Source organism: Photobacterium sp. Alg240-V54 (assembly GCF_900537155.1).
Taxonomy (GTDB): domain Bacteria; phylum Pseudomonadota; class Gammaproteobacteria; order Enterobacterales; family Vibrionaceae; genus Photobacterium.
Map to the genome: position 1 here is coordinate 818,678 of NZ_UNRL01000001.1, position 22,781 is coordinate 841,458.

General features: G+C 36.9%; 21 protein-coding genes and 1 pseudogene. 11 read left to right on the forward strand and 11 right to left on the reverse strand.

Annotation, left to right across the window (positions count from 1 at the left end):
• Positions 1 to 4: 4 nt before the first annotated feature.
• A complete protein-coding gene (locus tag G6R09_RS03480; RefSeq protein ID WP_163920529.1) occupies positions 5 to 253 on the reverse strand; it encodes a hypothetical protein in 249 nt (82 codons plus the stop codon).
• A 509-nt stretch (positions 254 to 762) separates the two neighbouring features.
• Here G6R09_RS03480 and G6R09_RS03485 point away from each other — a divergent pair.
• A complete protein-coding gene (locus G6R09_RS03485) occupies positions 763 to 1,785 on the forward strand; it encodes a Preprotein translocase subunit SecY (RefSeq protein ID WP_065176995.1) in 1,023 nt (340 codons plus the stop codon).
• 220 nt (positions 1,786 to 2,005) lie between these two features.
• A complete protein-coding gene (locus G6R09_RS03490) occupies positions 2,006 to 3,535 on the forward strand; it encodes a phospholipase D family protein (RefSeq protein WP_163920531.1) in 1,530 nt (509 codons plus the stop codon).
• Between the two features lie 73 nt (positions 3,536 to 3,608).
• On the opposite strand, the gene rimK is transcribed toward G6R09_RS03490, so the two are convergent.
• Both rimK and G6R09_RS03500 read right to left on the reverse strand, forming a co-directional pair.
• A complete protein-coding gene (rimK, locus tag G6R09_RS03495; protein WP_065166953.1) occupies positions 3,609 to 4,511 on the reverse strand; it encodes a 30S ribosomal protein S6--L-glutamate ligase in 903 nt (300 codons plus the stop codon).
• A 5-nt stretch (positions 4,512 to 4,516) separates the two neighbouring features.
• Complete coding sequence (locus tag G6R09_RS03500; protein WP_065166954.1) at positions 4,517 to 4,981, reverse strand: ATP-dependent zinc protease; 465 nt, start codon at positions 4,979 to 4,981, stop codon at positions 4,517 to 4,519.
• A gap of 513 nt (positions 4,982 to 5,494) precedes the next feature.
• Between G6R09_RS03500 and G6R09_RS03505 the strand changes: the two genes are divergently transcribed.
• From G6R09_RS03505 to G6R09_RS03515, 3 genes are all read left to right on the forward strand, one after another.
• On the forward strand, positions 5,495 to 6,040 hold the full coding sequence (locus G6R09_RS03505; RefSeq protein ID WP_163920533.1) for a hypothetical protein: 546 nt from the start codon (positions 5,495 to 5,497) through the stop codon (positions 6,038 to 6,040).
• Between the two features lie 277 nt (positions 6,041 to 6,317).
• Positions 6,318 to 8,420, forward strand: a complete 2,103-nt coding sequence (locus tag G6R09_RS03510; protein WP_240345695.1) for a protein-disulfide reductase DsbD — start codon at positions 6,318 to 6,320, stop codon at positions 8,418 to 8,420.
• Positions 8,420 to 8,968, forward strand: coding sequence for a thioredoxin domain-containing protein (locus G6R09_RS03515; protein WP_065166957.1), 549 nt, complete (start codon positions 8,420 to 8,422; stop codon positions 8,966 to 8,968). The genes G6R09_RS03510 and G6R09_RS03515 overlap by 1 nt, the downstream gene beginning before the upstream one ends.
• A 32-nt stretch (positions 8,969 to 9,000) precedes the next feature.
• On the opposite strand, the gene G6R09_RS03520 is transcribed toward G6R09_RS03515, so the two are convergent.
• Together G6R09_RS03520 and G6R09_RS03525 are read right to left on the reverse strand one after the other, a co-directional pair.
• Positions 9,001 to 9,360, reverse strand: coding sequence for an NlpC/P60 family protein (locus G6R09_RS03520; RefSeq protein WP_087853549.1), 360 nt, complete (start codon positions 9,358 to 9,360; stop codon positions 9,001 to 9,003).
• Between the two features lie 643 nt (positions 9,361 to 10,003).
• Positions 10,004 to 10,357, reverse strand: a complete 354-nt coding sequence (locus G6R09_RS03525; RefSeq protein WP_060998406.1) for a DUF2750 domain-containing protein — start codon at positions 10,355 to 10,357, stop codon at positions 10,004 to 10,006.
• 345 nt (positions 10,358 to 10,702) lie between these two features.
• Here G6R09_RS03525 and rarD point away from each other — a divergent pair, with 345 nt between their 5' ends.
• Complete coding sequence (rarD, locus tag G6R09_RS03530) at positions 10,703 to 11,608, forward strand: EamA family transporter RarD (protein ID WP_163920535.1); 906 nt, start codon at positions 10,703 to 10,705, stop codon at positions 11,606 to 11,608.
• Positions 11,609 to 11,700: 92 nt separating this feature from the next.
• Entirely contained in the window at positions 11,701 to 12,069 is a 369-nt protein-coding gene (locus G6R09_RS03535) for a nucleotide pyrophosphohydrolase (protein ID WP_373423684.1), read from the forward strand.
• 63 nt (positions 12,070 to 12,132) lie between these two features.
• Here the strand turns inward: G6R09_RS03535 and G6R09_RS03540 are convergent, their stop codons facing one another.
• The 4 genes from G6R09_RS03540 to nrdD form a co-directional block, all read right to left on the reverse strand.
• A complete protein-coding gene (locus tag G6R09_RS03540; RefSeq protein ID WP_060998403.1) occupies positions 12,133 to 12,396 on the reverse strand; it encodes a DUF2960 family protein in 264 nt (87 codons plus the stop codon).
• Positions 12,397 to 12,496: 100 nt separating this feature from the next.
• A complete protein-coding gene (locus G6R09_RS03545; protein ID WP_163920537.1) occupies positions 12,497 to 14,551 on the reverse strand; it encodes an EAL domain-containing protein in 2,055 nt (684 codons plus the stop codon).
• A gap of 342 nt (positions 14,552 to 14,893) precedes the next feature.
• Positions 14,894 to 15,367: an anaerobic ribonucleoside-triphosphate reductase-activating protein gene (gene nrdG, locus G6R09_RS03550; RefSeq protein ID WP_065166961.1), complete on the reverse strand. Its 474-nt coding sequence runs from the start codon at positions 15,365 to 15,367 to the stop codon at positions 14,894 to 14,896.
• Positions 15,368 to 15,486: 119 nt separating this feature from the next.
• Positions 15,487 to 17,622, reverse strand: a complete 2,136-nt coding sequence (gene nrdD, locus G6R09_RS03555; RefSeq protein WP_163920546.1) for an anaerobic ribonucleoside-triphosphate reductase — start codon at positions 17,620 to 17,622, stop codon at positions 15,487 to 15,489.
• 536 nt (positions 17,623 to 18,158) lie between these two features.
• On the opposite strand from nrdD, the pseudogene G6R09_RS20010 reads away from it, so the two are divergent.
• Positions 18,159 to 18,461, forward strand: a pseudogene (locus tag G6R09_RS20010) (membrane-associated sensor domain-containing protein); the annotation flags it as partial.
• 200 nt (positions 18,462 to 18,661) lie between these two features.
• Complete coding sequence (locus G6R09_RS03565; RefSeq protein WP_163920550.1) at positions 18,662 to 19,582, forward strand: endonuclease/exonuclease/phosphatase family protein; 921 nt, start codon at positions 18,662 to 18,664, stop codon at positions 19,580 to 19,582.
• Here G6R09_RS03565 and G6R09_RS03570 read toward each other — a convergent pair whose 3' ends face one another.
• Entirely contained in the window at positions 19,583 to 20,929 is a 1,347-nt protein-coding gene (locus G6R09_RS03570) for a sigma-54 dependent transcriptional regulator (RefSeq protein ID WP_163920552.1), read from the reverse strand. It lies immediately after the preceding gene.
• A 410-nt stretch (positions 20,930 to 21,339) separates the two neighbouring features.
• Here G6R09_RS03570 and G6R09_RS03575 point away from each other — a divergent pair, with 410 nt between their 5' ends.
• Both G6R09_RS03575 and G6R09_RS03580 read left to right on the forward strand, forming a co-directional pair.
• Positions 21,340 to 21,732: a DUF2750 domain-containing protein gene (locus G6R09_RS03575; RefSeq protein ID WP_065166965.1), complete on the forward strand. Its 393-nt coding sequence runs from the start codon at positions 21,340 to 21,342 to the stop codon at positions 21,730 to 21,732.
• Between the two features lie 73 nt (positions 21,733 to 21,805).
• Positions 21,806 to 22,165, forward strand: coding sequence for a HopJ type III effector protein (locus G6R09_RS03580; RefSeq protein ID WP_065167002.1), 360 nt, complete (start codon positions 21,806 to 21,808; stop codon positions 22,163 to 22,165).
• Between the two features lie 53 nt (positions 22,166 to 22,218).
• On the opposite strand, the gene G6R09_RS03585 is transcribed toward G6R09_RS03580, so the two are convergent.
• Positions 22,219 to 22,548 carry a hypothetical protein gene (locus G6R09_RS03585; protein WP_065166966.1) on the reverse strand — a complete coding sequence of 110 codons (330 nt, stop codon included), beginning with the start codon at positions 22,546 to 22,548 and terminating at the stop codon, positions 22,219 to 22,221.
• Positions 22,549 to 22,781: the final 233 nt, after the last annotated feature.

The window sequence follows — 22,781 nt, forward strand, 5'->3', positions numbered from 1 at the left end:
TAAATTATGCAATGGCGGTTATTGGATCAACGCTATAATAGTCATGCAAACATACATCTCCTAATGTAGTTGTAATATAGTGTTGAATGATATCAACATCACTTGCTTCCCATAAACACTGAAAATAGCCCTCCTTAATATAAACAAATGTTGAATGCAAAATCATATTCTTGGGTAACGGTTGCTCAAAGATAGCAATATCGTTGACGTTTTGTGCTTGATCGCGACGCTGATGACAACTGGCATAAAACATAAAGCACGTACCTCGTTAGAATAATTAACTTTAAGTGTAGACATAAAATAGACACTTAAACCTCTGCAAGGCTTATTTATCAAAGTGAATATAATACGTACATTAAACGGATATTAATTAATCAAATCGTTATTATACTATCAATTCATTATCGTGCTTCGACTTAAAGGGACTTTAAATAACCATGAATCGATAGTGGTTATTTATTAACTAACGATAAGATTAAATATGCTGATATACAGATATGTTAGAATTTATTAATAATGATTTTTTATTTTACACTTTTAGCACGTTATTTGAGCAATGTTATCCGTACTGTATAAATTAACCTCACAAGGTTTTTAAACATCACTTTTTATAAGGGGTTAACAAGGGTTTTACTGTATCCTAGCCATCTTTTATATGCTTGTCGCTATAATGCGACCAGCTGAACAAATGCTCCTTACTTAGACATTTTTATGCATTTCAACCAAAATATACCAGTACGCTCCCCTAAAGGGATTTTCGCCATGTGGAGTGTTTATAGCTTCACTGGTGCTGCTATTCTTGCATCAATCGTGTTCTCACTATTGTTGTTTTTATCTATTGATGATGACCCACTGATGAAATTCCTCTTTGGCGGCTTAGCTGTCATTTTTGAATTGGGTAAATTCTTTGCGTGGTATGAGGTTGGAGAACGTAAAGCACGCCGTAATTACACCGGCACCTTCACCGCTTTTACATTTTATGCCGTATTAGCTGCTATTTCTATCGGTGGCTCTATTGGTGGCATTAATAGTGCGACCAATAAGGCACACAGTGAAGCAAATGTTCAACAAAGTAAGATCAATGCCTTTAATATGCAAATTCAAGCCATTGAAAAGCAAATTGATCTCAATAACGTTGCGGCTGAGAAGTATATCCAAATGGAGCGTATCGCTTCAGGTGTAACTCGCATTCAGAAAGAAAACGAACAACTGCGCAAGCAACAACAACAAATTGCTATTGAGCGTGATACAACACCAGTTGTGGGTCAAGGTTCGGTACTTGGATTAATTGACAGTCTAGCAACAACTTTCAATGTCAGTAATCAAGCCGCTCAGCTTGGTTTAGTTATATTCTTATCCGTGTTGCTTGATTTCTTCGCTGCTTTTTTTGTTGGTTTAATTGGTGAGGAAAACCGTTTCCGCTACCAATTTAAGCGCCAGCAATTACTGTCAGTTAATGGCTACAATATGCAAGAGCAACCGCAGCTATTAACCCATTTTGATCCCTCGGCTGTTGGCATCTCATCGATTGCTGATGTGAATGATGAAGATGAAATTATTGTCGAGGAAGCTGAACCTGAGCCGCCGAAAACGGCCTATGAACAAGCAGTTGAAGCACTCTCTAAAAATCAAGTGAATTGCAGTAAACGGGCGGTAAGTCAATTACTGAAACTTACCACTGATGAAGTCGATACGATTTTCCATGAGTTATTAACCCAAGGTATCGTGAGTAAGAAACCCAATAACCATTATCAATGGCATGGTACTGATACTGTAACCAGTTAATTATTCGACTCAATGTGTTTCTTATATGCAAAAGCCCAAAATATTGATTCTATTTTGGGCTTTTTTACACCTAAAAAGTGTCAACAATGACATGAAAACCATTAACTATTCTAAATAAACATACATAGTAATCAAAAATACGTATTCTGTTATTTATCTAAAGCACAAATATATAATTACAGGTAAAATCGCGGCACTTTTTTCAGAACAAATTTTTATAATGATTACTCTTAATCGTTTCAAACAATTATTGACGCACTCACTGATTGCGACTAGCGCACTAACATTAGTTGGATGTGCACAACCTCTATCGACATCAAAAACATCGACTTACAGTAATGTTGATAACTTCACCACCTCTTTTTATCAACATACGCGACCTTATACCCAAGCAAATCCTAATAAAACAGGTTTTTACCCACTTGGTGACGGTCAAGCAGCACTTCTTGCTCGTTTAGCTGTTATTGAAGGCGCACAAAAAACTATCGATGTGCAATATTATATCTACCGTGATGATGCAACGAGCAACCTACTGACATGGTATTTATATCAAGCGGCAGAGCGTGGTGTACGCGTACGTCTATTACTTGATGATATGCAAAATCGTGATGACCAAGCCTTAGCGAGTCTTTCTGCGCACCCTAACGTCGAAGTACGCTTATTTAACCCTTTTGGTAATCGCAGTTTTAAACCTCTTAGCTTTTTAACTGATTTTGATCGACTTAATCGTCGTATGCATAATAAATCCATTATTGCTGATGGTGTATTTGCAATTACAGGCGGACGTAATATTGGTGATGAATATTTTTCTGCCAATGATAGCGTTGAATTTGGCGATTTTGACTTATTAATGATGGGGAAAATAATTCCTCAGGTTTCACGTCAATTTGATGAATACTGGAACAGCAAACCAGCAACTCCAATTGAAGCGCTGGTAAGTTCAGCCCATAAGCCAACACCGGAGCAACTTACACAATGGAAACAAGCGCAGCTTAAATACATGTCGACAGATTACGCACGTTCATTGAAAAACCACCCAATGGTTAAACAATTGATCAATCAAACTCTGCCACTATTCTGGACAGACGCTGAGCTGCTATACGATACACCATACAAAGTGGCTAACAGCAAAGACGATCTATTACTGCATAAGCTATCTGAAATGATTGCAAAAGCAGATCACGACTTCTTTCTTGTCTCTCCTTACTTCGTACCAACCGAAGAAGGCGCAAAAGAATTAGCACAAGCAGCTAAGAACGGTAAAAACATTACTATCGTCACTAACTCGCTCGCATCTAATGATGTCTTTGCAGTGCATGGCTGGTATGCAAAGTACCGTAAAATCATGCTAGAAGGCGGGGTTAAGCTGTATGAAGTGAAAGTTGAACCAGGGCAAAAAACGAAACACAAATGGCTAAGTCACTCGCGTACAAGCCTACATGCGAAAACGTTCATTATTGATAAGTCTAAAATTTTTGTTGGTTCATTCAACTTTGACCCTCGCTCAGCATATTTAAATACAGAGCTAGGTGTGATTGTTGATTCACCTACGTTTTCTGGTCAAGTGTATAACCAGATCAGCGACTCAATGCTAAAAGAGGCTTACCGTCTATCTCTTGATGAGAACGGTGACATTGTATGGAATGACGACGTAACAGGTAAGCAATATACGTCTGAACCAGACAGTAGCATCTGGTTGAAGATGGGAGCTTGGGCTGCAGGCGTACTACCTATCGAAAATCAGCTTTAATTGAATATATAACAACAAATAAAAAAGGCGTTCAATAAACGCCTTTTTATTTACCTAATCAAAACGCTTGGTATTAACCACGTCCGCGTGTTGTTGGTTTTTTAGATGCATTCTTTTCGATGTATTCGATGACCATGCCAGCAATATCTTTACCGGTTGCCTTCTCAATACCTTCCAAACCTGGTGATGAGTTAACTTCCATCACTAGTGGGCCACGATCAGAACGCAGTAAGTCAACACCCGCGACACCAAGACCCATGATCTTCGCTGCAGCTACGGCTGTTTTACGCTCTTCAGGCGTGATCTTAACCAAAGCAGCGCTGCCGCCACGGTGAAGATTAGAACGGAACTCGCCTTCTGCACCTTGACGTTTCATTGCCGCGATCACTTTATCACCGATCACGAAACAACGAATATCTGCACCGCCTGCTTCTTTAATGTATTCCTGCACCATGATATTGGCTTTTAGACCCATAAATGCTTCGATAACACTTTCAGCTGCTTTACGGGTTTCAGCAAGAACAACACCAATACCTTGTGTACCTTCAAGCAGTTTAATAACAACAGGCGCACCGCCTACCATATCAAGGAGATCTTTAACATCATCAGGCTTACTTGCAAAACCGGTTACAGGCATACCAATACATTTGCGTGATAATAGCTGCATTGAACGTAATTTATCGCGAGAACGACTGATCGCAACCGATTCATTCACAGTATAAACGCCCATCATTTCAAACTGACGTAATACCGCTGTCCCGTAAAATGTTACTGATGCGCCAATACGAGGGATAACTGCATCAAAATCCACTAAATCTTCACCTTTAAAGTGAATTGATGGCTTTTGCGAGTTAATGTTCATATAGCAACGAAGTGCATCAATCACCTTGATTTCATGGCCACGTTGCTCTGCCGCTTCAATAAGGCGAGACGTTGAATACAATGACTGATTACGAGATAAGATACCGATTTTCATTACTATTATTTTTCCTTGGTTTGAATTAGGTAAGAAGCTTCTGGATCTACAATGATACGACCATGCATGGCGGTTCGTCCAAGCAACATACGAAATGCCATGTTATCACGGCTAGTTAGCGATATTTCTATTGGCCATTGTTGACCATTAAAATCAATAGTTGAAACAATAAAGTAGCGCAATTGTTCATCGCCACCTGAGTTTCTTACAACACGTTTGTCAGCAACCTTAGCCATACAAACCTGCTCAATATCGGTATTATTGTGGATAGGGTGTAGCCAAAATTTCACCCATAATTCATCATTTTGGGTAAATTCTTCAATTTTGAATGTGTGAAGACAAGAACTACGAGCACCAGTGTCAATCTTCACATGAATATCATCAACACCAAGATCAGGTAAAGCGGCAACTTCGCGCCAACCAACAATAAATTTATTATTTTTATTCACAATTGATTCTTTATTTATCATTACAATAACCCAAACGTCCTTAATAGCTAACCTAAACAGCTTACAGAAATAAAGCACATATAATTGACATCAATAATTTCAGATTATACATAGCTAACTGTACTCGATTTAAACGGTTGTCTATAAATAAGGAAGTCATTAACAAAACTGAGCACTGAATTGATCTGAGTCAGTGCTAATAACGATGATAAAACCATCATTAGACGACTATTTTTTAGTGTCATCTTGCTATATATTACCACAAATTAGCCATATAAGATTTTTTATTCATGTCATTAAGCAATAAGTTTTCACGTGATAATCCTGATTTTACCTGTTTTATTCCTAGCAGGATCACAACAACACAAACATTAGTCTAAAATTAGCGGCATTTAAAATAAAATACGTATATCAGTGACCCTTTTTATGGCTTATTATTATAAAAACCAATCAATTACACCTAATTATAATATATTTCATTACGCCACTCACCCATACAGCACTTTCACTATTAACAAATAAGACGCAATAGACATGTCACACCTAAAACAACAATTATTATTACTTGGCATGGCCAATTTATCTGTTGATGCATCGATCCAGCAGCAATTAGAGCAATTTATTTCAACATCATCAGCCCATTTTGAGCGGGTTCGATTACAGCGGCCAGATAGTACACCATTAGATTTATTACTTGGCTTTATGACCTTACACCACCAGCAAGCGCATCAGCAATGGCTACATCAACATGCTGCCGCGACAAAAATGCTGGCTGTTTTTGACAGCACACTCGGTGATCATGCCAATGGCTTCACCAATCAAGATCAACACTATCTCGTTGCTTTAACCCATTTATGGCTAATGGTACAAGGCGCTTGCAACATTGATTATAGTTACAGTAATGAACAAGCAGAAATCCAAAGCGGTATTATTAACGGCGAGCACCATCAGTTACCGCCTCAGTTTAGCACTGATGTTGAGTCACTAAGATGCCAATTTATGCAATCATACTACTTGGGAAAAAACCATAATAAGCCCAACTTTAGTACGCGTATCAAGCAACTGTTCAGAAAAGTATAACCACGTTATATCTTATAACTTTAAAATGACATAACCGTTGCTTTTTACTCCGCGTCTGACTTGTTCTAACGCCATAAATTACCGACAATACAACTATCGTTATTTTTAATGCAATAAGATCTTTTCAATAGCGGTCTTATGAGTAATGTTATAAATACTGCTCGCTTTACACGTAAAGAGTGCTGTTATCGATAGTACCTTGGCCAACCATAAAGAATCATATATTGAACAACGTTAAATAGTGTCACTTTGCACGTTGTTTACATGGAGCTCTAGATTGAAAACGTTATACCAGTATTTCTATTTAACCTTTGCCTTACTCATCTCTGGGTTTGGGCTTACCTTTTCATCCATTGCCGCAGCAACACCTCAATATACGACGGGATGGGTTAAAAATCCTCAGCACCCGCCTGTTGAAGTTAGGCTAATGCTTACTGGTCAACAAGATTTGGCGAAACAGACTGTTCAGGGGCTACTTGAAGTAAAACTTGATACGGATTGGAAAACCTATTGGCGTTCACCGGGTGAAGGCGGTGTCGCACCTTCTATTGATTGGAATATGTCATCTAACATTGCCAAAGTAGATTGGCAGTGGCCGTTACCTAAACGCTATGAATTTTTAGGTGTTGAAACGCTAGGTTACAAGCACGACGTTATCTTCCCTCTTTCGATTCATGTTAAAGATATGAATAAGCCAGTATTCCTTGCTGGTAAATTAACCATGTCATCATGTACTAGCATTTGTGTACTCACCGATTACGAGCTTTCATTCGATTTTACACCAAGTAAGCTAATGCCATCGACAGAAGCGATGTTTTTGTATAACAAAGGTGAAAGTCAGGTACCAAAACCGTCGCCAAATGTAACCTTAGATACCGTCTCTTATAATAAAGCAGACAAGAAAGTAACGGTTGTTGCAACCAATACCATGGGATGGCAACAACCCGATGTGATCATTGATGGTGATACCCAAGCTGCCAAAGACACCTCATTTCTAAAACCAACCACAACGATAAAAGGCAATACGCTTTACGCAACACTGCCGGTTACCAGTTGGTTTGGTACCCCAAAATTAATAGGCCAACCGCTGCATATCACCATCGGCGATCATGATACTGCCGTTGAAATGACAGCAAAGGCGACAGATACACCAGTTAACATTCCAAGTGCCAGTGGCAACCTAGTAAAAATTATTGGATTAGCTTTATTAGGTGGCTTAATCCTTAATATTATGCCGTGTGTATTACCAGTATTAGGCATGAAACTAAGCAGTGTTATCTCTGCTCAAGGGTTAGCACGGCGTCAGATTCGTACCCAATTTTTAGCCTCTGCTGCTGGGATCATTGTTTCGTTTTGGCTATTAGCCGCTTTTCTTACTGCAATGAAAGTCTCAGGCCAAGCACTTGGGTGGGGTATTCAATTCCAAAGCCCATGGTTCATCGGTGTAATGGTGGCAATTACGGTGCTATTTGGTGCCAATATGCTGGGCTTGTTTGAAATTCGCCTTTCAAGCAATACCAATACCTGGCTAGCAACCAAAGGTGATAATTCTCACTTAGGCCATTTCATTCAGGGAATGTTTGCAACGTTACTCGCAACACCTTGTAGCGCACCGTTCTTAGGCACAGCTGTTGCGTTTGCACTTGGCGCAGATTTAGTGACCTTATTTGCTATTTTCACGGCACTTGCAATTGGTATGGCTGCCCCTTGGTTATTGATTGCCATATTCCCACAACTCGCGACATTAATGCCCAAACCAGGGTTATGGATGGATCGTGTTAAGACACTGTTTGGCTTAATGATGCTTGCAACCTCAGTGTGGCTATTAAGCTTAATGACCAGTTTCTTTGATGCAATCATCGTGTGGGGATTAGGTGCACTTATCTTAGCCACTATTTTATGGTTATTAGGCCGCAAAAAAGGCCGTAAAACCGTCATTATTACCTTAGCAGTAATGTTACTTGGTGCAGGTGCCAGTTTATTTACAGGCAGTCTTACTGCCGATAAATGGGCGACCCCTCTGCCAGCAGATCATCATTGGATTCCATTAGATACCGCGAAAATAGCTACAGAAGTTGCACAAGGTAAAACGGTATTTGTCGATGTAACCGCCCAATGGTGTATTACTTGTAAAGCCAACAAAATGGGCGTTATTTTGCAACAACCTGTTTATTCAGCTTTGGATAATAAAAATATTGTCTTAATGCGTGGTGATTGGACCAAGCCGTCTGATTATGTGACTGGCTTTTTACAGTCCCATGGCCGTTTTGGAGTGCCATTTAATATTGTTTATGGCCCTAATGCACCAAAAGGTATTGAATTACCAGTAATTTTATCCAGTGACAGCGTACTTGACGCACTCAAAAAAGCAGGAAAATAATGTCAGTAAATTCCAATAAAACACCTCGCCATAAGTGGCGAGGATGGATCAAAAGCATAGTTATTTTTATGATCATGTTTACAGTTGCTACAACAGCATTAGAAGCATGGCGTAACCGTCATTTAAATCAAATGCAAATATCAGCCACTCAACCTGCTTTTACTACTATTGATGGCCAAACAGTCAATATCTTTAAAGACAGTTATGATCAAACCGTGCTGGTGTATGTATGGGCAACATGGTGCGGCAGTTGTAAGGTTGTGTCACCAATGATTAATTGGCTGAATAACCAATCGTGGCTAAATACTAAAATAGTGACCATCGCAATGCGATCAGGGGATGATCGTCGCTTACATGCTTATTTAAATATGAAAGGCTATGATTTCCCTGTCGTCAATGATAATAGCAACCTGATAACTCAAGAGTGGAAACTATCGCGAGCGCCGACTATTTTAATTATCAAAGATGGTAAAATTCAAAACACGACAGCTGGGTTAGTTACCCCGCCTGGATTATTGGCCCGTTTAGCATGGGTTGATATGAAATAATAAAAAACCCAGCGAGTTAGCTGGGTTTCTTTTTAATATTTATCTAATCGACGTATTTGCCAAAAATGCCGCTTCCAATAAGGATTATCTAATCGTGAAATAATAACCCCTTTTGATTGAGATGCATGTAGAAACTCTGAATTACCTAAGTAAATCCCTACATGACGTGAATTACGCCCAGTTCGAAAAAAGACTAAATCCCCTTCCTTCGCGGTATGACGCTTAACTTGCTTGCCTTTTTTTACGAGCTCTAATGTCGTTCTAGGGAGCATTTTTTGATAAACACTTGAGTATCCAACCTGCACAAAAGCCGAACAATCAATCCCTTTTTTTGATGAGCCACCGTAACGATATGGAGTACCTTTCCAATTATGATAAACACCATCAAACATACCATCATTACCGGGTAATGACTGTGCTATTGTCTGTTTGGGGATCGGTGTTAGCGATTTTTGGGCTGCGGTATCATTAACGGAAGATGATGAACACCCTACTACCGAAAATAGAACTAATACCTGTAATATCGTTTTTTTTATAAAAAATCCATTATTCACGATTTATCCTGCAATCCTTCGATAGAAATAAATATACTCGACACAATCAACGAAATATTATCACTGCGTATAACATACTAACGTAAATCACATACAATAACTGTGGTATTGATTCAATTGTTGGCGATCTTCTTATTAGGTGCATTTAATAACACACAAATAATCATACCATTAAAGAATAACAAATACTTCTATATAAACAACTGGATACATTACAACGAAAAAAAACAAAAAAAAAGCTTACGCCCAAGCGTAAGCTAAATTAACACAATAGAAGAGACAAACATGATGAAATGTCATCTGTCCTTACTGTAAATCTTTCCGTACTAAATACGAGAGATTTAACATCTGTATTATTAATCTTAGAGGTAATTCACACCTCTGTGTAATTGTCTTTATTATCAATAATATAACCCCTGTGATAATAACAAATAGGCATTGATGATTATTCACAAGGTTAGTTTTATATTAAATAAAACAATTATAGGTAAAGTTTAGCCACTTCTGAAGGCTCTAACTCTACACCTTCAAGTGATTCATTCCAGTTCAAACCAACTAAAACACCGTCTTCAACTAGAGTAAGCATCCAATCTTCAAGAAAGATATCTAATGGTAGTTCACTTGGTTGAAACTCTGCCCACTCATCAGCACACTGTACTTTAGCATCAGCTTCACTTGACCAAAATGGCATTACTTCAGAGTCTTCAAATTCAGAAGAGGCAACAGACAACCAATCACCCTCTTCGTTACGAAGACTCCAAACAATACGCGTTGCTTGTGTTTCTGTTACGAATAAAGCTTTATTTGCTTGGATATCTGCCGTTAATTTAGTCATTATCTTCTCTCAATTAAAATGCCATAACATGAATTTATCGGTTAAATACATCAACCTTTACTCTACTTAGATATTTTATCAAAAAAAACACCCTAGCAGCATTATTATTTAGTAATCACCTATTTTATGCCCCGACAAAATGAAAAATTCCCACAATTATTTTTCTTCACAGCACATATTGACTTATAAAAATACAATGACAAAATAGTCGCGAATGTTATCACTTCACACCAGGATGGTATCTAAGGCTCTGAGCGCCACTTTTGATCATTCATCAAAACTGCTTCTCAATATTGCAATGATATTGAGACCAATAACCACTTTCTATCATTAGGTGTTAACAACATGCAATCACATCGAGCAGGTAACATGCTTGCTGCATTCTCGTTCATTCTATGGGGAATATTACCGCTTTATTACCAATATTTACCCCAAGCAAATACTAATGAGTTACTTGCATTACGGCTGATATTTTCTGTACCTGTCATGTTAATTGTGATGGTATTACTTCGCCAGCCTATCCCTGCAATTAAAGACATACTAGCGGATAAAAAATCATTGGCTATGTGCGGTATTGCTGGTGTGATCATGAGTGTATCTTGGTACGCCTTCACATGGGCTATCACCCATGACCAAGTATTAGCAGCCAGTTTAGGCTATTTTATTAACCCTTTGTTTGCCATTGCTCTGGCGATGTTTTTCTTAAAAGAGAAACTCACTAAAGCGCAAATGCTTGCCGTTATTTTGGCTATTCTAGGCATTGGTTATCAAGTATGGCAATACGGTCAATTACCTTGGCTATCTTTAATTATGGGCAGTTTTTTTGCTGTCTATGGCTTAACCAAAAAATACATAAAATATGATGCACTAACCTCGGTCATGATTGAGGCTGCCCTACTAACACCATTTGCACTTATCTATATGATTTGGCTATATTTTAGTGGTGATAGTGTTGCTCTATCTTCTGGCACAAGTACCTTTTTATTATATGCAGGTGCTGCTCCAGTTACCGTAGCACCGTTAATCTTTTTTGCCTTAGCATTAAATCGTACCAGCCTGACGATGGTAGGCTTAATGCAATATATTGAGCCAAGTTTACAATTTTTATTAGCCGTCTTCTTATTTGGTGAGGTCTTTGATCATACCAAAGCCATCAGTTTTAGTTTGATCTGGCTAGGGTTGATCTTTTGTACGCTAGAAGCATTACCACCATTTTCTCGCCGTAAAAAAATCGCCATCGCCACTCACTAAACATTCATCAGTTTAGCCCCTAACGTAAACATCGTGTTTCTAACGATGTTTACGTTTATGCTATTACAAACTTCACAATATCGATGATGATAATGACCACTTCCGCCTTTAATTCTGACATCAAACAATTACAATCAGCTCTCACTGAATTTGCCCAGCAACGAGATTGGGATCAATTTCACTCACCCAAAAATTTAGTGATGGCACTTAGTGGTGAAGTAGGAGAATTAACCGAAATTTTCCAATGGTTAACGCCAGCACAAAGCCAACAGTTATCAGCAGAGAAAAAACAGCACGTAAGTGAAGAAATTGCTGATGTAATGATGTATTTACTACGTCTAGCGGATAAATGCGATATTGACGTAATGCAAGCATGCCAACAAAAGATGCAGCAAAACGCTGCCAAATATCCAATTGATAAATGCTATGGCTCTGCTAAAAAATATAATGAATTAGACTAACAACATACACTTGAAAAACGAGCAATAAAAAAGCTGACACATGGTCAGCTTTTTATAAATAATTTACTTCTCACCGACACCGCGGTTTTCTTTCTTTGCAAGTGCAATCTTACCAAAGCCTAACTTGCGGAAATAGCTATCACGATATTCACGTCCAGCTTTACTGCACGTCGATACTGCTTCGACTTGTTGTTCCATTTTTAAAAAGGCCGTTAAGTCGATACCTTCAGCAGCAGCTACCGCTTCATGAATGTTACGGTGTATATCAAAAGAGAAAATTAAACGCTTCTCTTCTTCTTTATAGGTATAAACAATAGTGCGTGACATAACGTCCCCAATAGAGCATAAAAGGAGAGCGAATTTACCGTATAAGCGTCCAATATGGAAGTAGAACCGTATTTCAAATAACGATTTACTTGCGTGGGTGTTAATTATCAACCACTTCACACTGCTGCGGTGTTAATAAGCCACGTTGAAACAAGGTCTCTTCAGCCATTGGTTTATAAAAATAAAAACCTTGAATATAGCGCACACCGAGTGACGCAATAAAATCTAACTCAGACTGCTGTTCTACGCCTTCCACCAGAATATCGGCATGGGTTATTTTGCCTAATTGAACCGCTATTTTAAATAATTCTCTTCCGCGCTGTGTATCAAGGTTCAATACTAAAGAGCGATCAATTTTTAGTTTATCAAACTCAAAACGTGATAAATATGCCAATGATGAGTAGCCGCTACCAAAATCATCTAAAGCGACAGAAATCCCCAATCCTTGTAATTCAGTGATGACTTCCGCAACCTTTTTCTCATCACGAATTAATAATTCTTCGGTAAATTCAAGTTCTATATGCTGAAAAGATAACTCGCTTTCAATGATACGTTTTTTAACTATATTAACGAAATTCTTTGATAAAACAGTACTGGGTGAGATATTAATCGACACCACAAGATCAGGATTGACTTCAATAAAACGTTCAGCCGATTTTATGGCTTTATCTAACACCCAAAAATCAAGTTCAGGCATCAGACCTAATTTATTAAAGTCATCAATAAATGTCGGTGGTAAAATATCACCTTGATTGTTTTTAAAGCGTAGTAAAACTTCACAGCCAACAATACGGTTATTATCAATATTTACTTGCGGCTGAAAATATAAAATAAACTCACCACTATTTTGAAGCTTTTCAATATTCTTTTGAGCTATTAGATTATTATGAAGCGATGGAATAAAACTGGTTAAACGTGTTTTAGATTCAATTTCATCGCTGGTAAATAATCGATTAGATAATAAGCCTGAAACACCAATACCTAAACTTCGTTTATCCATGAGTTTAAAAAATGGAAAATATATAGCGATACCAATAGAAATTAATAATAATTGTAGTATTGCACCAGAAATTGCGCCCCCTGTTGCCATATAGCCACTAATAAAAGGCGGCATTAACCAACTATGTATTTCACTTAGTGGCGGAACAACCCCAAAATAAATAGCACCATAAGCAATAACAAAACTTACCGCAGGGACAACTAAAAATGGAACAATCATAATCGGATTAAAAATAACAGGGATACCGTATAATATCGGCTCATTAACATTGAAAACACACAGTATAAATGCTGATTTTGCTAATATTTTATAGCCTTTACTCTTGGCAAATAATAACATGCAAATAACGAGACTTAACATATTACCACTGCCGCCAATTCCGGTAAAAAAGTCATAAAAATTAGTACTTAATATATTTAAATCAACACCATAATTATGCCACTCAGTCATATTCATACTGGTAACATTATACAATTCGACCTTATAAGCATGCAGAATATTATGGCCATTAACCCCTATTGACCATAATAAACCCCGTAACACTTCATAAATAAGACCATCGAAAAATGAAGTAGGATCTAAACGAGGAATCAATGATCCAGAAAAGAATGACGATGCCTGCTCAAACAGTTTACGAAATAAGAAACTTACCGATAATGCAGCAAAAATAGTAACGATAGATCCTGCTAACATACTCATCGAAATATCAATAAATGATTGATTAGATTTCAGTCTAAATAATCTGATATTTTTTAGTTTAGCTATAATCTCACAAGAAACATACGCTGACAGCAGTGAAACCAAAAAACTATTTGGCAGAGGAATTAATGGTGATATTAAATTCCATTGATAAGATACGATAAAAAATACCGTTAATGACGTTGCTATCGCTGCGCTCTTTGGAATCCGTTTAACAGCAGATAAATAAGTAGCTAAATAAAAATTAATCAGCAGAGGAATGATCACCCTTGTCGCTCGACCAACCTCTTGCGCTATTTTTCCAAAGTCATTGAATTTAAAATACTCACAAGTAAGAGCAATCAGTTCGCAAAATGTTGAAATCAATACTAATGGCAATGCCATTAAAAAAACATTGGAAACTGCGACAAGATATTTATTTGCAGATAAGTGAGACATTGCTTTAAACATTGGCATAATATTTTCGGCTTCTATACTAAATACTTACATAAAATCAATGCTATAACTAACAGCATTGATTGATACTAAATATTAACACTTTTAAATAGAACGCCAAGAAATTTGACCTAAAAATCGATCACAGGTAGAAAAATACGCCGATATTGTTCAAATATTATTTCAATTTATATAAAAACCAACGATCTAATACCGTTTACCAACATTTACCGATTTTTCCCAAAGTTATGCACAGAAACAGTGGATAAGTTTTAAAATCACACAAAAACACACAATATATAAACATTTCAACAACAAACAAACCAAGTATCATCATGTTATTGATTGCTTAATAATCAACCTTTAGTTATCGATATTAAAATAATGAATAACTTGATTTTCACTACCCTTCCATACCAAAGAAGGATTTCGTTGCGCTTGTTCATATTTTCCATCAACCATCACATCAATAAGATTAACAATTTGTTGCTGCTCTAGAGTCAGTTCTGACAATAAATACCCAGTCCATAACCAAATATCTTTACCTACACACTCACGACGTACGCGCTGCACCAACTTCAAAACAGCAGCCACATTTTGAGGATGCAATGGATCACCACCAGACAGTGATAAACCACGACGTTTAATACGGGTATCGTTAAGATCATTAATCACTTGATCTTCCATCTGTTGAGTAAACGGATGTCCGGCATCTAACCGCCATGTACTCTGGTTATAACAGCCTTTACATTGATGAGCACAACCAGAGACAAATAAAGTTACTCGTGTACCAGGGCCATTAACAATATCGACAGGGTAATAATTGTGGTAATTCATTGTTATCTCTATTAATTAATAATGTATACGGGAAACGTAACTAACCCAGCATTTCAAAACAAAAGAAGCGCCCTAAAGCACTTCTTCTATGTTTAACTCAATCAGGTAATCGGTAGTCGTTACATATGCTTAACGCGACGTTTCACTTCTTCTTGTTTGCCAAAGTTAAACGGACGTGCATCAGGGCTACCTAAGTAACCACATACACGACGGGTTACAGATACTTTCGATGGCTCATGATTACCACATTTAGGGCAAGTAAAGCCTTTACTAGTACAGTCAAACTCACCTGTAAAACCACACTCATAACATTCATCAATCGGAGTATTGGTTCCGTAATAAGGTACACGGCTGTAACTGTAATCCCAGACGTTCTCTAAGGCTTCAAGATTATGTTGAATATTTGGATATTCGCCGTAACAAATAAAGCCACCATTAGCGATATTTGGATATGCCATTTCAAAGTCAATCTTGTCATATGGATTCACTTTTTTCTCAACATCCAAATGGAAGCTATTGGTGTAGTAACCACGATCAGTAACACCATCAACCACACCAAATTCTTTAGTATCAATTGCACAGAAACGACTACACAAGTTTTCACTTGGAGTACTGTACAAACTAAAGCCATAGCCTGACTCTTCTTTCCATGCATCCGTTGCATCACGCAAGCGCTGAACAATAGCCACTGCTTTTTGGCGTAATGTCTCGTTATCATAAACATGGGTACCATTGCCATAAAGTGCATTCACTGTTTCATGAATACCAATATAGCCGAGTGAAATTGAGGCACGACCATTTTTAAAGATCTCTGATACATCATCATCTTCTTTTAAACGTACGCCACAAGCACCTTCCATATAAAGAATAGGAGCAACACGGGCCTTCACGCCCTCTAGACGTGTAATACGAGTATCAAGCGCACGGCGAGATAACGCTAAACGCTCATCTAAAATCTCAAAGAAACGATCTTCATCGCCTTTTGCTTCTAACGCAATACGTGGCAAGTTAATACTAACAACACCTAAGTTATTACGACCTTCATGAATCAGTTCGCCATTTTCTTCGTAAGGACCAAGGAAACTACGACAGCCCATTGGCGTTTTAAATGAACCTGTTACTTCAACTAATTTGTCATAGTTTAAAATATCAGGGTACATACGCTTAGATGCACACTCCAACGCCAGTTGTTTAATATCGTAGTTTGCATCATCTGGTTTATGGTTAAGGCCATCTTTAATAGCAAAAACAAGTTTAGGGAATACCGCTGTTTTATGGTTTTTACCTAAACCTGCAATACGATTTTTAAGAATAGATTGTTGAATTAAACGCGATTCCCACGATGTGCCTAAACCAAAGCCAAAAGTTACAAAAGGTGTTTGACCATTCGCGGTGTGAAGCGTATTTACTTCATATTCTAGTGATTGAAATGCATCGTAACATTCTTTATGAGTACGAGATTGTGCAAAAGCAACAGGATCAGCAATGTTCCACTCAGTTGCAATTTCTAAATGCTTGGCATAACTAACGCTAACATAAGGTGCTAACACTTCATCAATACGGTTAATGGTGGTGCCACCATAAATATGGCTCGCGACTTGAGCAATAATTTGAGCTGTTACTGCTGTTGCTGTAGAAATTGATTTAGGAGTATCAATTTCTGCATTACCCATCTTAAAGCCATGCGTTAACATGCCATTAAGATCAATAAGCATACAGTTAAACATTGGGAAAAACGGGGAGTAATCTAAATCATGATAGTGAATTTCACCACTTTCATGTGCTTTTACAATATCACGTGGTAGTAAATGTTGTGTTGCATAATGCTTAGCGACAATACCAGCAAGAAGATCACGTTGGGTTGGGATCACTTTACTGTCTTTATTTGCATTTTCATTTAATAACGAAGCATTACTTTGTTCAATTAAACCACGGATCTCATTATTTAGACGACTTTTCTTCTCACGTGAAATATCACGATCGTGACGATATTCAATATAAGCACGCGCTACAGCCTTGTGTGGGCCAGCCATAAGTTGTGTTTCAACGGCCTCTTGAATGGCATGGATATCTACGTTCTCAGCGCCAAAAAACTGCGCTAATACTGCTTCAGCTACCGATGTAGCATAAGCCTCATCCATTGTATGACACTCTGAATCGCTGATGGAATTAGCTGCTCCAAGCACAGCCTCTTTAATGCGTAAAACATCAAAGGATACACGGCAACCATCACGCTTTATTACTACAGGATTCACACAAGGCTCCTAACTTCACAGAAAATGACACTGTCACTTAAACACAAAATATAGTGTTCTATTTATAAGCGGCAACAAGATGTGGGGTATTAGGCGCGATCTAGCGTAAAGAAACCTTGATCGAGATCAATTTAATAAGCGAGCAGTTTGTCTTGTGAACGATGATTATGATCCGCCACAAAATTTTGCATGCAAGCTAATTTCTAAAGAACATTGTCAATAAATTTATTATCACATTCAGAAAATAATTAAAAAAAACACTTGCCTTTCTACTAAGAATTGCCACTATTTCCCTTCCAGTAATCATGGCTCTCTATCATGAATTTTTCATCACTCAATACGCGTATTGACAACACTGTATATAGCAATCTTCGCCTTGGTTTTATTTGGGCTTCTAAAATATCGTTAATTACGATAACGCTGATAACTGCGGTTATTTGAATTGATTTTATCCACACCAAAAACAGCAATTTAGTGCTAACTGCGATAAATTTTAGTATTCAAGATCCTCGCTTTGAGCTCCTTTTTGTGTTGCAAAACTCATTATTACTATCATTATCATCGAATCAGGACGGCTACTACTGTTTGAATGGTTTACTACCTGTATTCAGCAAGAACACGACAATCAGCGTTTGCTCAAACAATTGACACAGATCTCTTCTACTGATCAATTAACCCAAATTAATAATCGCCGTTTTTTTGATATGGCGATTAATAAACACATTATCAACGCAAAACATAGCCAGCACCCACTATCGATCATTTTAATTGATGTTGATTATTTCAAACTTTTTAATGACAACCTTGAAAACAAACCAGCATCCAACACAATTAATTAATACAGCAGATAGTTGCCTATATAGAACTAAGAAATTAGGCCGTAATCAATTTTTTAAGCACACAAAAATGAAAACAGTGATGGCATGGTTACATTAAAACCTAACCACTCTTATAGTAATGCGATTACTTAGTATAAATAATTCAGAATACTAACCAAATAAGGCACAGTGAATAGCAAATTCGTATAATGATAATAACGATGCCTATTTTAGCTTTATTACTACTATTAATGCCTATCAGCACCAGTTACGCACAATCTTTCACTCTCATGAGCTGGAATATGCAGTGGCTATCATTAAACTCAACCTCCCCTGTTGTGCGCTCAGAAGCAGATTATCAAGCATTGCAGCAAATATTTACTTCACACTCCCCCGATATTCTAGCTTTTCAAGAAGTTGATAGCGTCGCAGCCCTATACCGCGTCATTAATCGACAGCACTATAATATTTATTTTTCTAGCCGTATGAATAACCATCAAGATAGCTTTAAGAAAAATAATCAATACACGGGATTTGCTGTAAAAAAGGCGATTGTTGTCGACAACCTTGATGATTTATCACAACTAAGTACACCAACAATTGCGACAGGCGGGACAGCATATTTCAACAATAAGTTACGTTATGGCAGTGTTATAAACATAATCATAGATAATCAACCAATTACATTGCTAAATCTACACCTAAAATCGGGCTGTTTTTCAGGAAAACAATTGGCTCAACAGCAACGTCGAGCATGTAAAACTCTTGCTCAACAACTTAAGCTTATAAAGCAATGGATACATACTCAGCAAGCAGTATCAACAGCGTTAATTATTGTTGGTGATTTTAATCATCGTATTACATCAAACCATAACTTCATCAATAAAATCACTGATAATCCAATCCGTCTCCATCATATATCTGCATCAATTAAAGCCAATTGTACGGTAAAATTAGCCACCAAAGTTAGTCAATATCGTACTTATACCAACTTGATTGATCATCTATTTGCAACCACCAATGTTAAAGTGCTAAGCCAACATCAAATTCAATATAACAAGCAACAACTGTCACAGTTTACACTTAGTGATCACTGTCCATTGCTTTTTAGGTTAGTTTCTGATTATAAAGACAAAAAATAACTATTCTGTTGCATAACCACCATTACAATAACGCACATCTGGAATAATATTATGCTTGTTAAGCAGTCGATACATGGTTGCACGCGATACCCCAAGATCTTTAGCAGCAGAGGCAACCTGACCTTTGTGAGCTTCAAGCATGGTAACTAATACATCTTTTTCTGCTTCATCTTTAATGGTGCGTAGACTTTGTTTAAGATTAGTTTTTTTGGGTAAATCAAAATGATCGAGGGTAACTTCATTACCATCATTTAATAATGATACTCGCTTAACTTGGTTAATGAGTTCACGAACATTACCCGGCCAGTTATAACGTAATAATAACTGTTTTGCCTCTTCACTATAATGCATTGCAAGTGTGTTATATTCTTTAGAAAACTGCTGTAAATAATATTCAGCTAATAAAATAATATCAGCACCACGCTCTCTTAACGTCGGTACGACTACGTGAAAAACATTTAATCTATAATAAAGTTCTTTATTAAAAGTATTATTTTTTACCGCTTGCTCTAAATCAATACTTGATGATGTAATGACACGCACATCAAACACACCTTGATCATTAAGTTTTTCGTTTTCAGGCTGTTGTAAATAATTAAGTAACTTTAATTGTAATGGTTTAGATAATTCTTCAATACCATTTAATAATACTGTTCCATTGGTAATAGTGTCATTAGAATTATCATTATAAAGTGGGTTTAAAAAATGAATACGTTGATCATCATCTGTTAACGAAGAACAGTTAATTACGGTTATATCATCATTTCGTCGTTTACTTAGATTATGAATTGTTTTCGCAATCAGTTCTTTTCCGACACCTTGCTCACCCGTAAGTAAAACATTCACATCTGTTATTGCGACTCTTTTTACCATATCTCTCAAGTGCTTAATCGATTTTGATTCGCCATACAGACCAATTTCACATTGCTGACTAACATCATTTAACGATGTTGATTCAATCTCTAACATTCCTAATTGATGGCCTGCTGTATCTAATAATTGACTTGATGGTATCGGCGTAGAAAAAAAATCAACACAGAAATTATTTATGAACTGACAAATAGAATCTATTTTTAGCTGTTCTTTTTTTATTATTGCTATCCATTTAACCTGCTTAGTTTTATTCGCACGTTGGGATATACTATTTAAACTAAAATCATTATTACTTAAATCAACAATACAAACACATGGGCTATATTCTTCTAATATTGCATCAGCAGTTCTCAAATCATAACAACAATGTGTTTTCCACCCTGCTTGTTCTAACAATGCAATCCAAGGTTCATAGGTACACCCCATTGCAACCAAACGTCCACCTGTCTTTTTTTTATCATTTATAGCCACCATTAGAGCCACCCTTTTAGAACATATCCATTATTGATTTATATTAAAAAATATAGGTAACAACGATGTATTTTGCAGTGTATCAACGATAAGAATAGTCCTAAAAATATACCACCATCATTTAAAAAATATTTATTTTCTTTATATAATTGTTATATTTCATAGTATTAAAAATTCTGTCGTTAAAAATAATCATATAATTTATTTAGCTTAAATTTAAAATGAGAAAATAAAACATTGACTTTTATTGCTTTAATATACATTTAAGTATGCACATAAACACAACTATATAGACATTGTTTAAATAAACATCATCACTAAACGACGTAAAAAACTACGGATAAAACGAGATCTTACTCTGCTTTTGTTTTATCCTTGCTTACATAACAATGTGTAATAAATAGGACAACAATATGTCTACCCCATTAGATGCTGCAATGATTGAAACAATTCAGAGTTTTGATGCTGAAAAACGTTATAAACACTTAGTAAAAGAAGTTGTAGAAAACCGTGAAATCTGGATTCTTACTGATGAACATGGTTGCGTTATGCTCAATACTGACGATGAAGATTGCGTACCAGTATGGCCTAATAAAGAATTTGCAGAAGCATGGGCTACTGGCGAATGGGAAACATGTAAAGCAGAAGCTATTTCATTAAACAAATGGCATAGCCGCTGGACTCACGGTTTAGAGGATGATGAACTTGCATTGGTCGTTTTCCCGATCCCTGAACAAGAAGGTCTGGTGATCTATCCTGATGAACTTGATTATGAATTAAAGACATTAGCAAATAAACGTCGCTAATCATATCTGACTGTTTTGATAGGCTAGCATTTTGCTGGCCTTATTTTTAATTATTCCAAATTATGAGGCTGTTTTGGATTCTTTTATCGAACAAATTAAACAAACACCAACCACGATTGAATTTGACGCTGTCATGGCGATGATTAACCACTATTATGATTATCAACCAACAGGTTTTACCAATGGGTTGAACGATAATGTAATCTCTAACCAAGCAGCAACTAACGAGGGATCATGTAAAATATTTGCATTTGCACACCTACACCAACTATCACAAGCTGAAACATTAGCGTGTTTTGGTCGCTATTATCGTGAAGATGTACTTCTGCACCCACAACACACTGATCATAAAAATATTCGTCAATTTATGTTATCAGGTTCCAAAGGGATCACTTTTGAGCACTTTCCTCTAATACTAAAAACCGTAATATAAAAGCCATTAAGTCCGTTAATTCTTAATGGCTTGATATTATTAAGATACGCTACTTATAGTGGCTTTTTACAATGACTGCATTTTTGTGGCGGCTTCATAAAGAAAGGAGAGCGGCTAGCCTGACCACAACTATCACAAAATTTTGTTGATCGAATAGTCAAAAATGTTACCGGTACTAATAAAATCAATATCGCAATCATCCATGTTACTGGTGGCTGCATAAAAATGATAAATCCACCAATCACAACATTACTGAACACCGTATAAATCGGCCATAATCGACGTTTTTTTGCTACATCATTACCGCGTTGGAACAGCATTACACTTCCTACCGTCAAACCCAGCCAAATAACAACAAAGCCAATTAATAGATTTTCCTGCATTTTTTTTCCTTAAAAAATATATCTCAAAGCACAATAGCTATTGATTAAGTATCATATAGTTGCTGCATAAAACACCGCATTCATTGTTACTCATAACCTCAACTATTGATAGTAATCTCGTTACAATGCTGCATTTTTATCCAATTTTATACCAACATTAAGACCCACTCACCATGTAACAAAAAAGTTACAACTATGATGCAAAATATTATTGATTATATTGATAAAAGTAT

Excerpts from the sequence above, each read along its gene's own strand:
- G6R09_RS03480 (WP_163920529.1), bottom strand. The coding sequence starts at position 253 with ATGTTTTATGCCAGTTGTCATCAGCGTCGCGATCAAGCACAAAACGTC.
- G6R09_RS03500 (WP_065166954.1), bottom strand. The coding sequence starts at position 4,981 with ATGATAAATAAAGAATCAATTGTGAATAAAAATAATAAATTTATTGTT.
- G6R09_RS03515 (WP_065166957.1), top strand. The coding sequence starts at position 8,420 with ATGTCAGTAAATTCCAATAAAACACCTCGCCATAAGTGGCGAGGATGG.
- G6R09_RS03520 (WP_087853549.1), bottom strand. The coding sequence starts at position 9,360 with ATGTTTGATGGTGTTTATCATAATTGGAAAGGTACTCCATATCGTTAC.
- G6R09_RS03585 (WP_065166966.1), bottom strand. The coding sequence starts at position 22,548 with ATGCAGGAAAATCTATTAATTGGCTTTGTTGTTATTTGGCTGGGTTTG.
- G6R09_RS03505 (WP_163920533.1), top strand. The coding sequence starts at position 5,495 with ATGTCACACCTAAAACAACAATTATTATTACTTGGCATGGCCAATTTA.
- G6R09_RS03490 (WP_163920531.1), top strand. The coding sequence starts at position 2,006 with ATGATTACTCTTAATCGTTTCAAACAATTATTGACGCACTCACTGATT.
- G6R09_RS03525 (WP_060998406.1), bottom strand. The coding sequence starts at position 10,357 with ATGACTAAATTAACGGCAGATATCCAAGCAAATAAAGCTTTATTCGTA.
- G6R09_RS03540 (WP_060998403.1), bottom strand. The coding sequence starts at position 12,396 with ATGTCACGCACTATTGTTTATACCTATAAAGAAGAAGAGAAGCGTTTA.
- G6R09_RS03545 (WP_163920537.1), bottom strand. The coding sequence starts at position 14,551 with ATGCCAATGTTTAAAGCAATGTCTCACTTATCTGCAAATAAATATCTT.
- rarD (WP_163920535.1), top strand. The coding sequence starts at position 10,703 with ATGCAATCACATCGAGCAGGTAACATGCTTGCTGCATTCTCGTTCATT.
- G6R09_RS03570 (WP_163920552.1), bottom strand. The coding sequence starts at position 20,929 with ATGGTGGCTATAAATGATAAAAAAAAGACAGGTGGACGTTTGGTTGCA.
- G6R09_RS03575 (WP_065166965.1), top strand. The coding sequence starts at position 21,340 with ATGTCTACCCCATTAGATGCTGCAATGATTGAAACAATTCAGAGTTTT.
- G6R09_RS03485 (WP_065176995.1), top strand. The coding sequence starts at position 763 with ATGTGGAGTGTTTATAGCTTCACTGGTGCTGCTATTCTTGCATCAATC.
- G6R09_RS03565 (WP_163920550.1), top strand. The coding sequence starts at position 18,662 with ATGCCTATTTTAGCTTTATTACTACTATTAATGCCTATCAGCACCAGT.
- rimK (WP_065166953.1), bottom strand. The coding sequence starts at position 4,511 with ATGAAAATCGGTATCTTATCTCGTAATCAGTCATTGTATTCAACGTCT.
- nrdG (WP_065166961.1), bottom strand. The coding sequence starts at position 15,367 with ATGAATTACCACAATTATTACCCTGTCGATATTGTTAATGGCCCTGGT.
- G6R09_RS03535 (WP_373423684.1), top strand. The coding sequence starts at position 11,701 with ATGACCACTTCCGCCTTTAATTCTGACATCAAACAATTACAATCAGCT.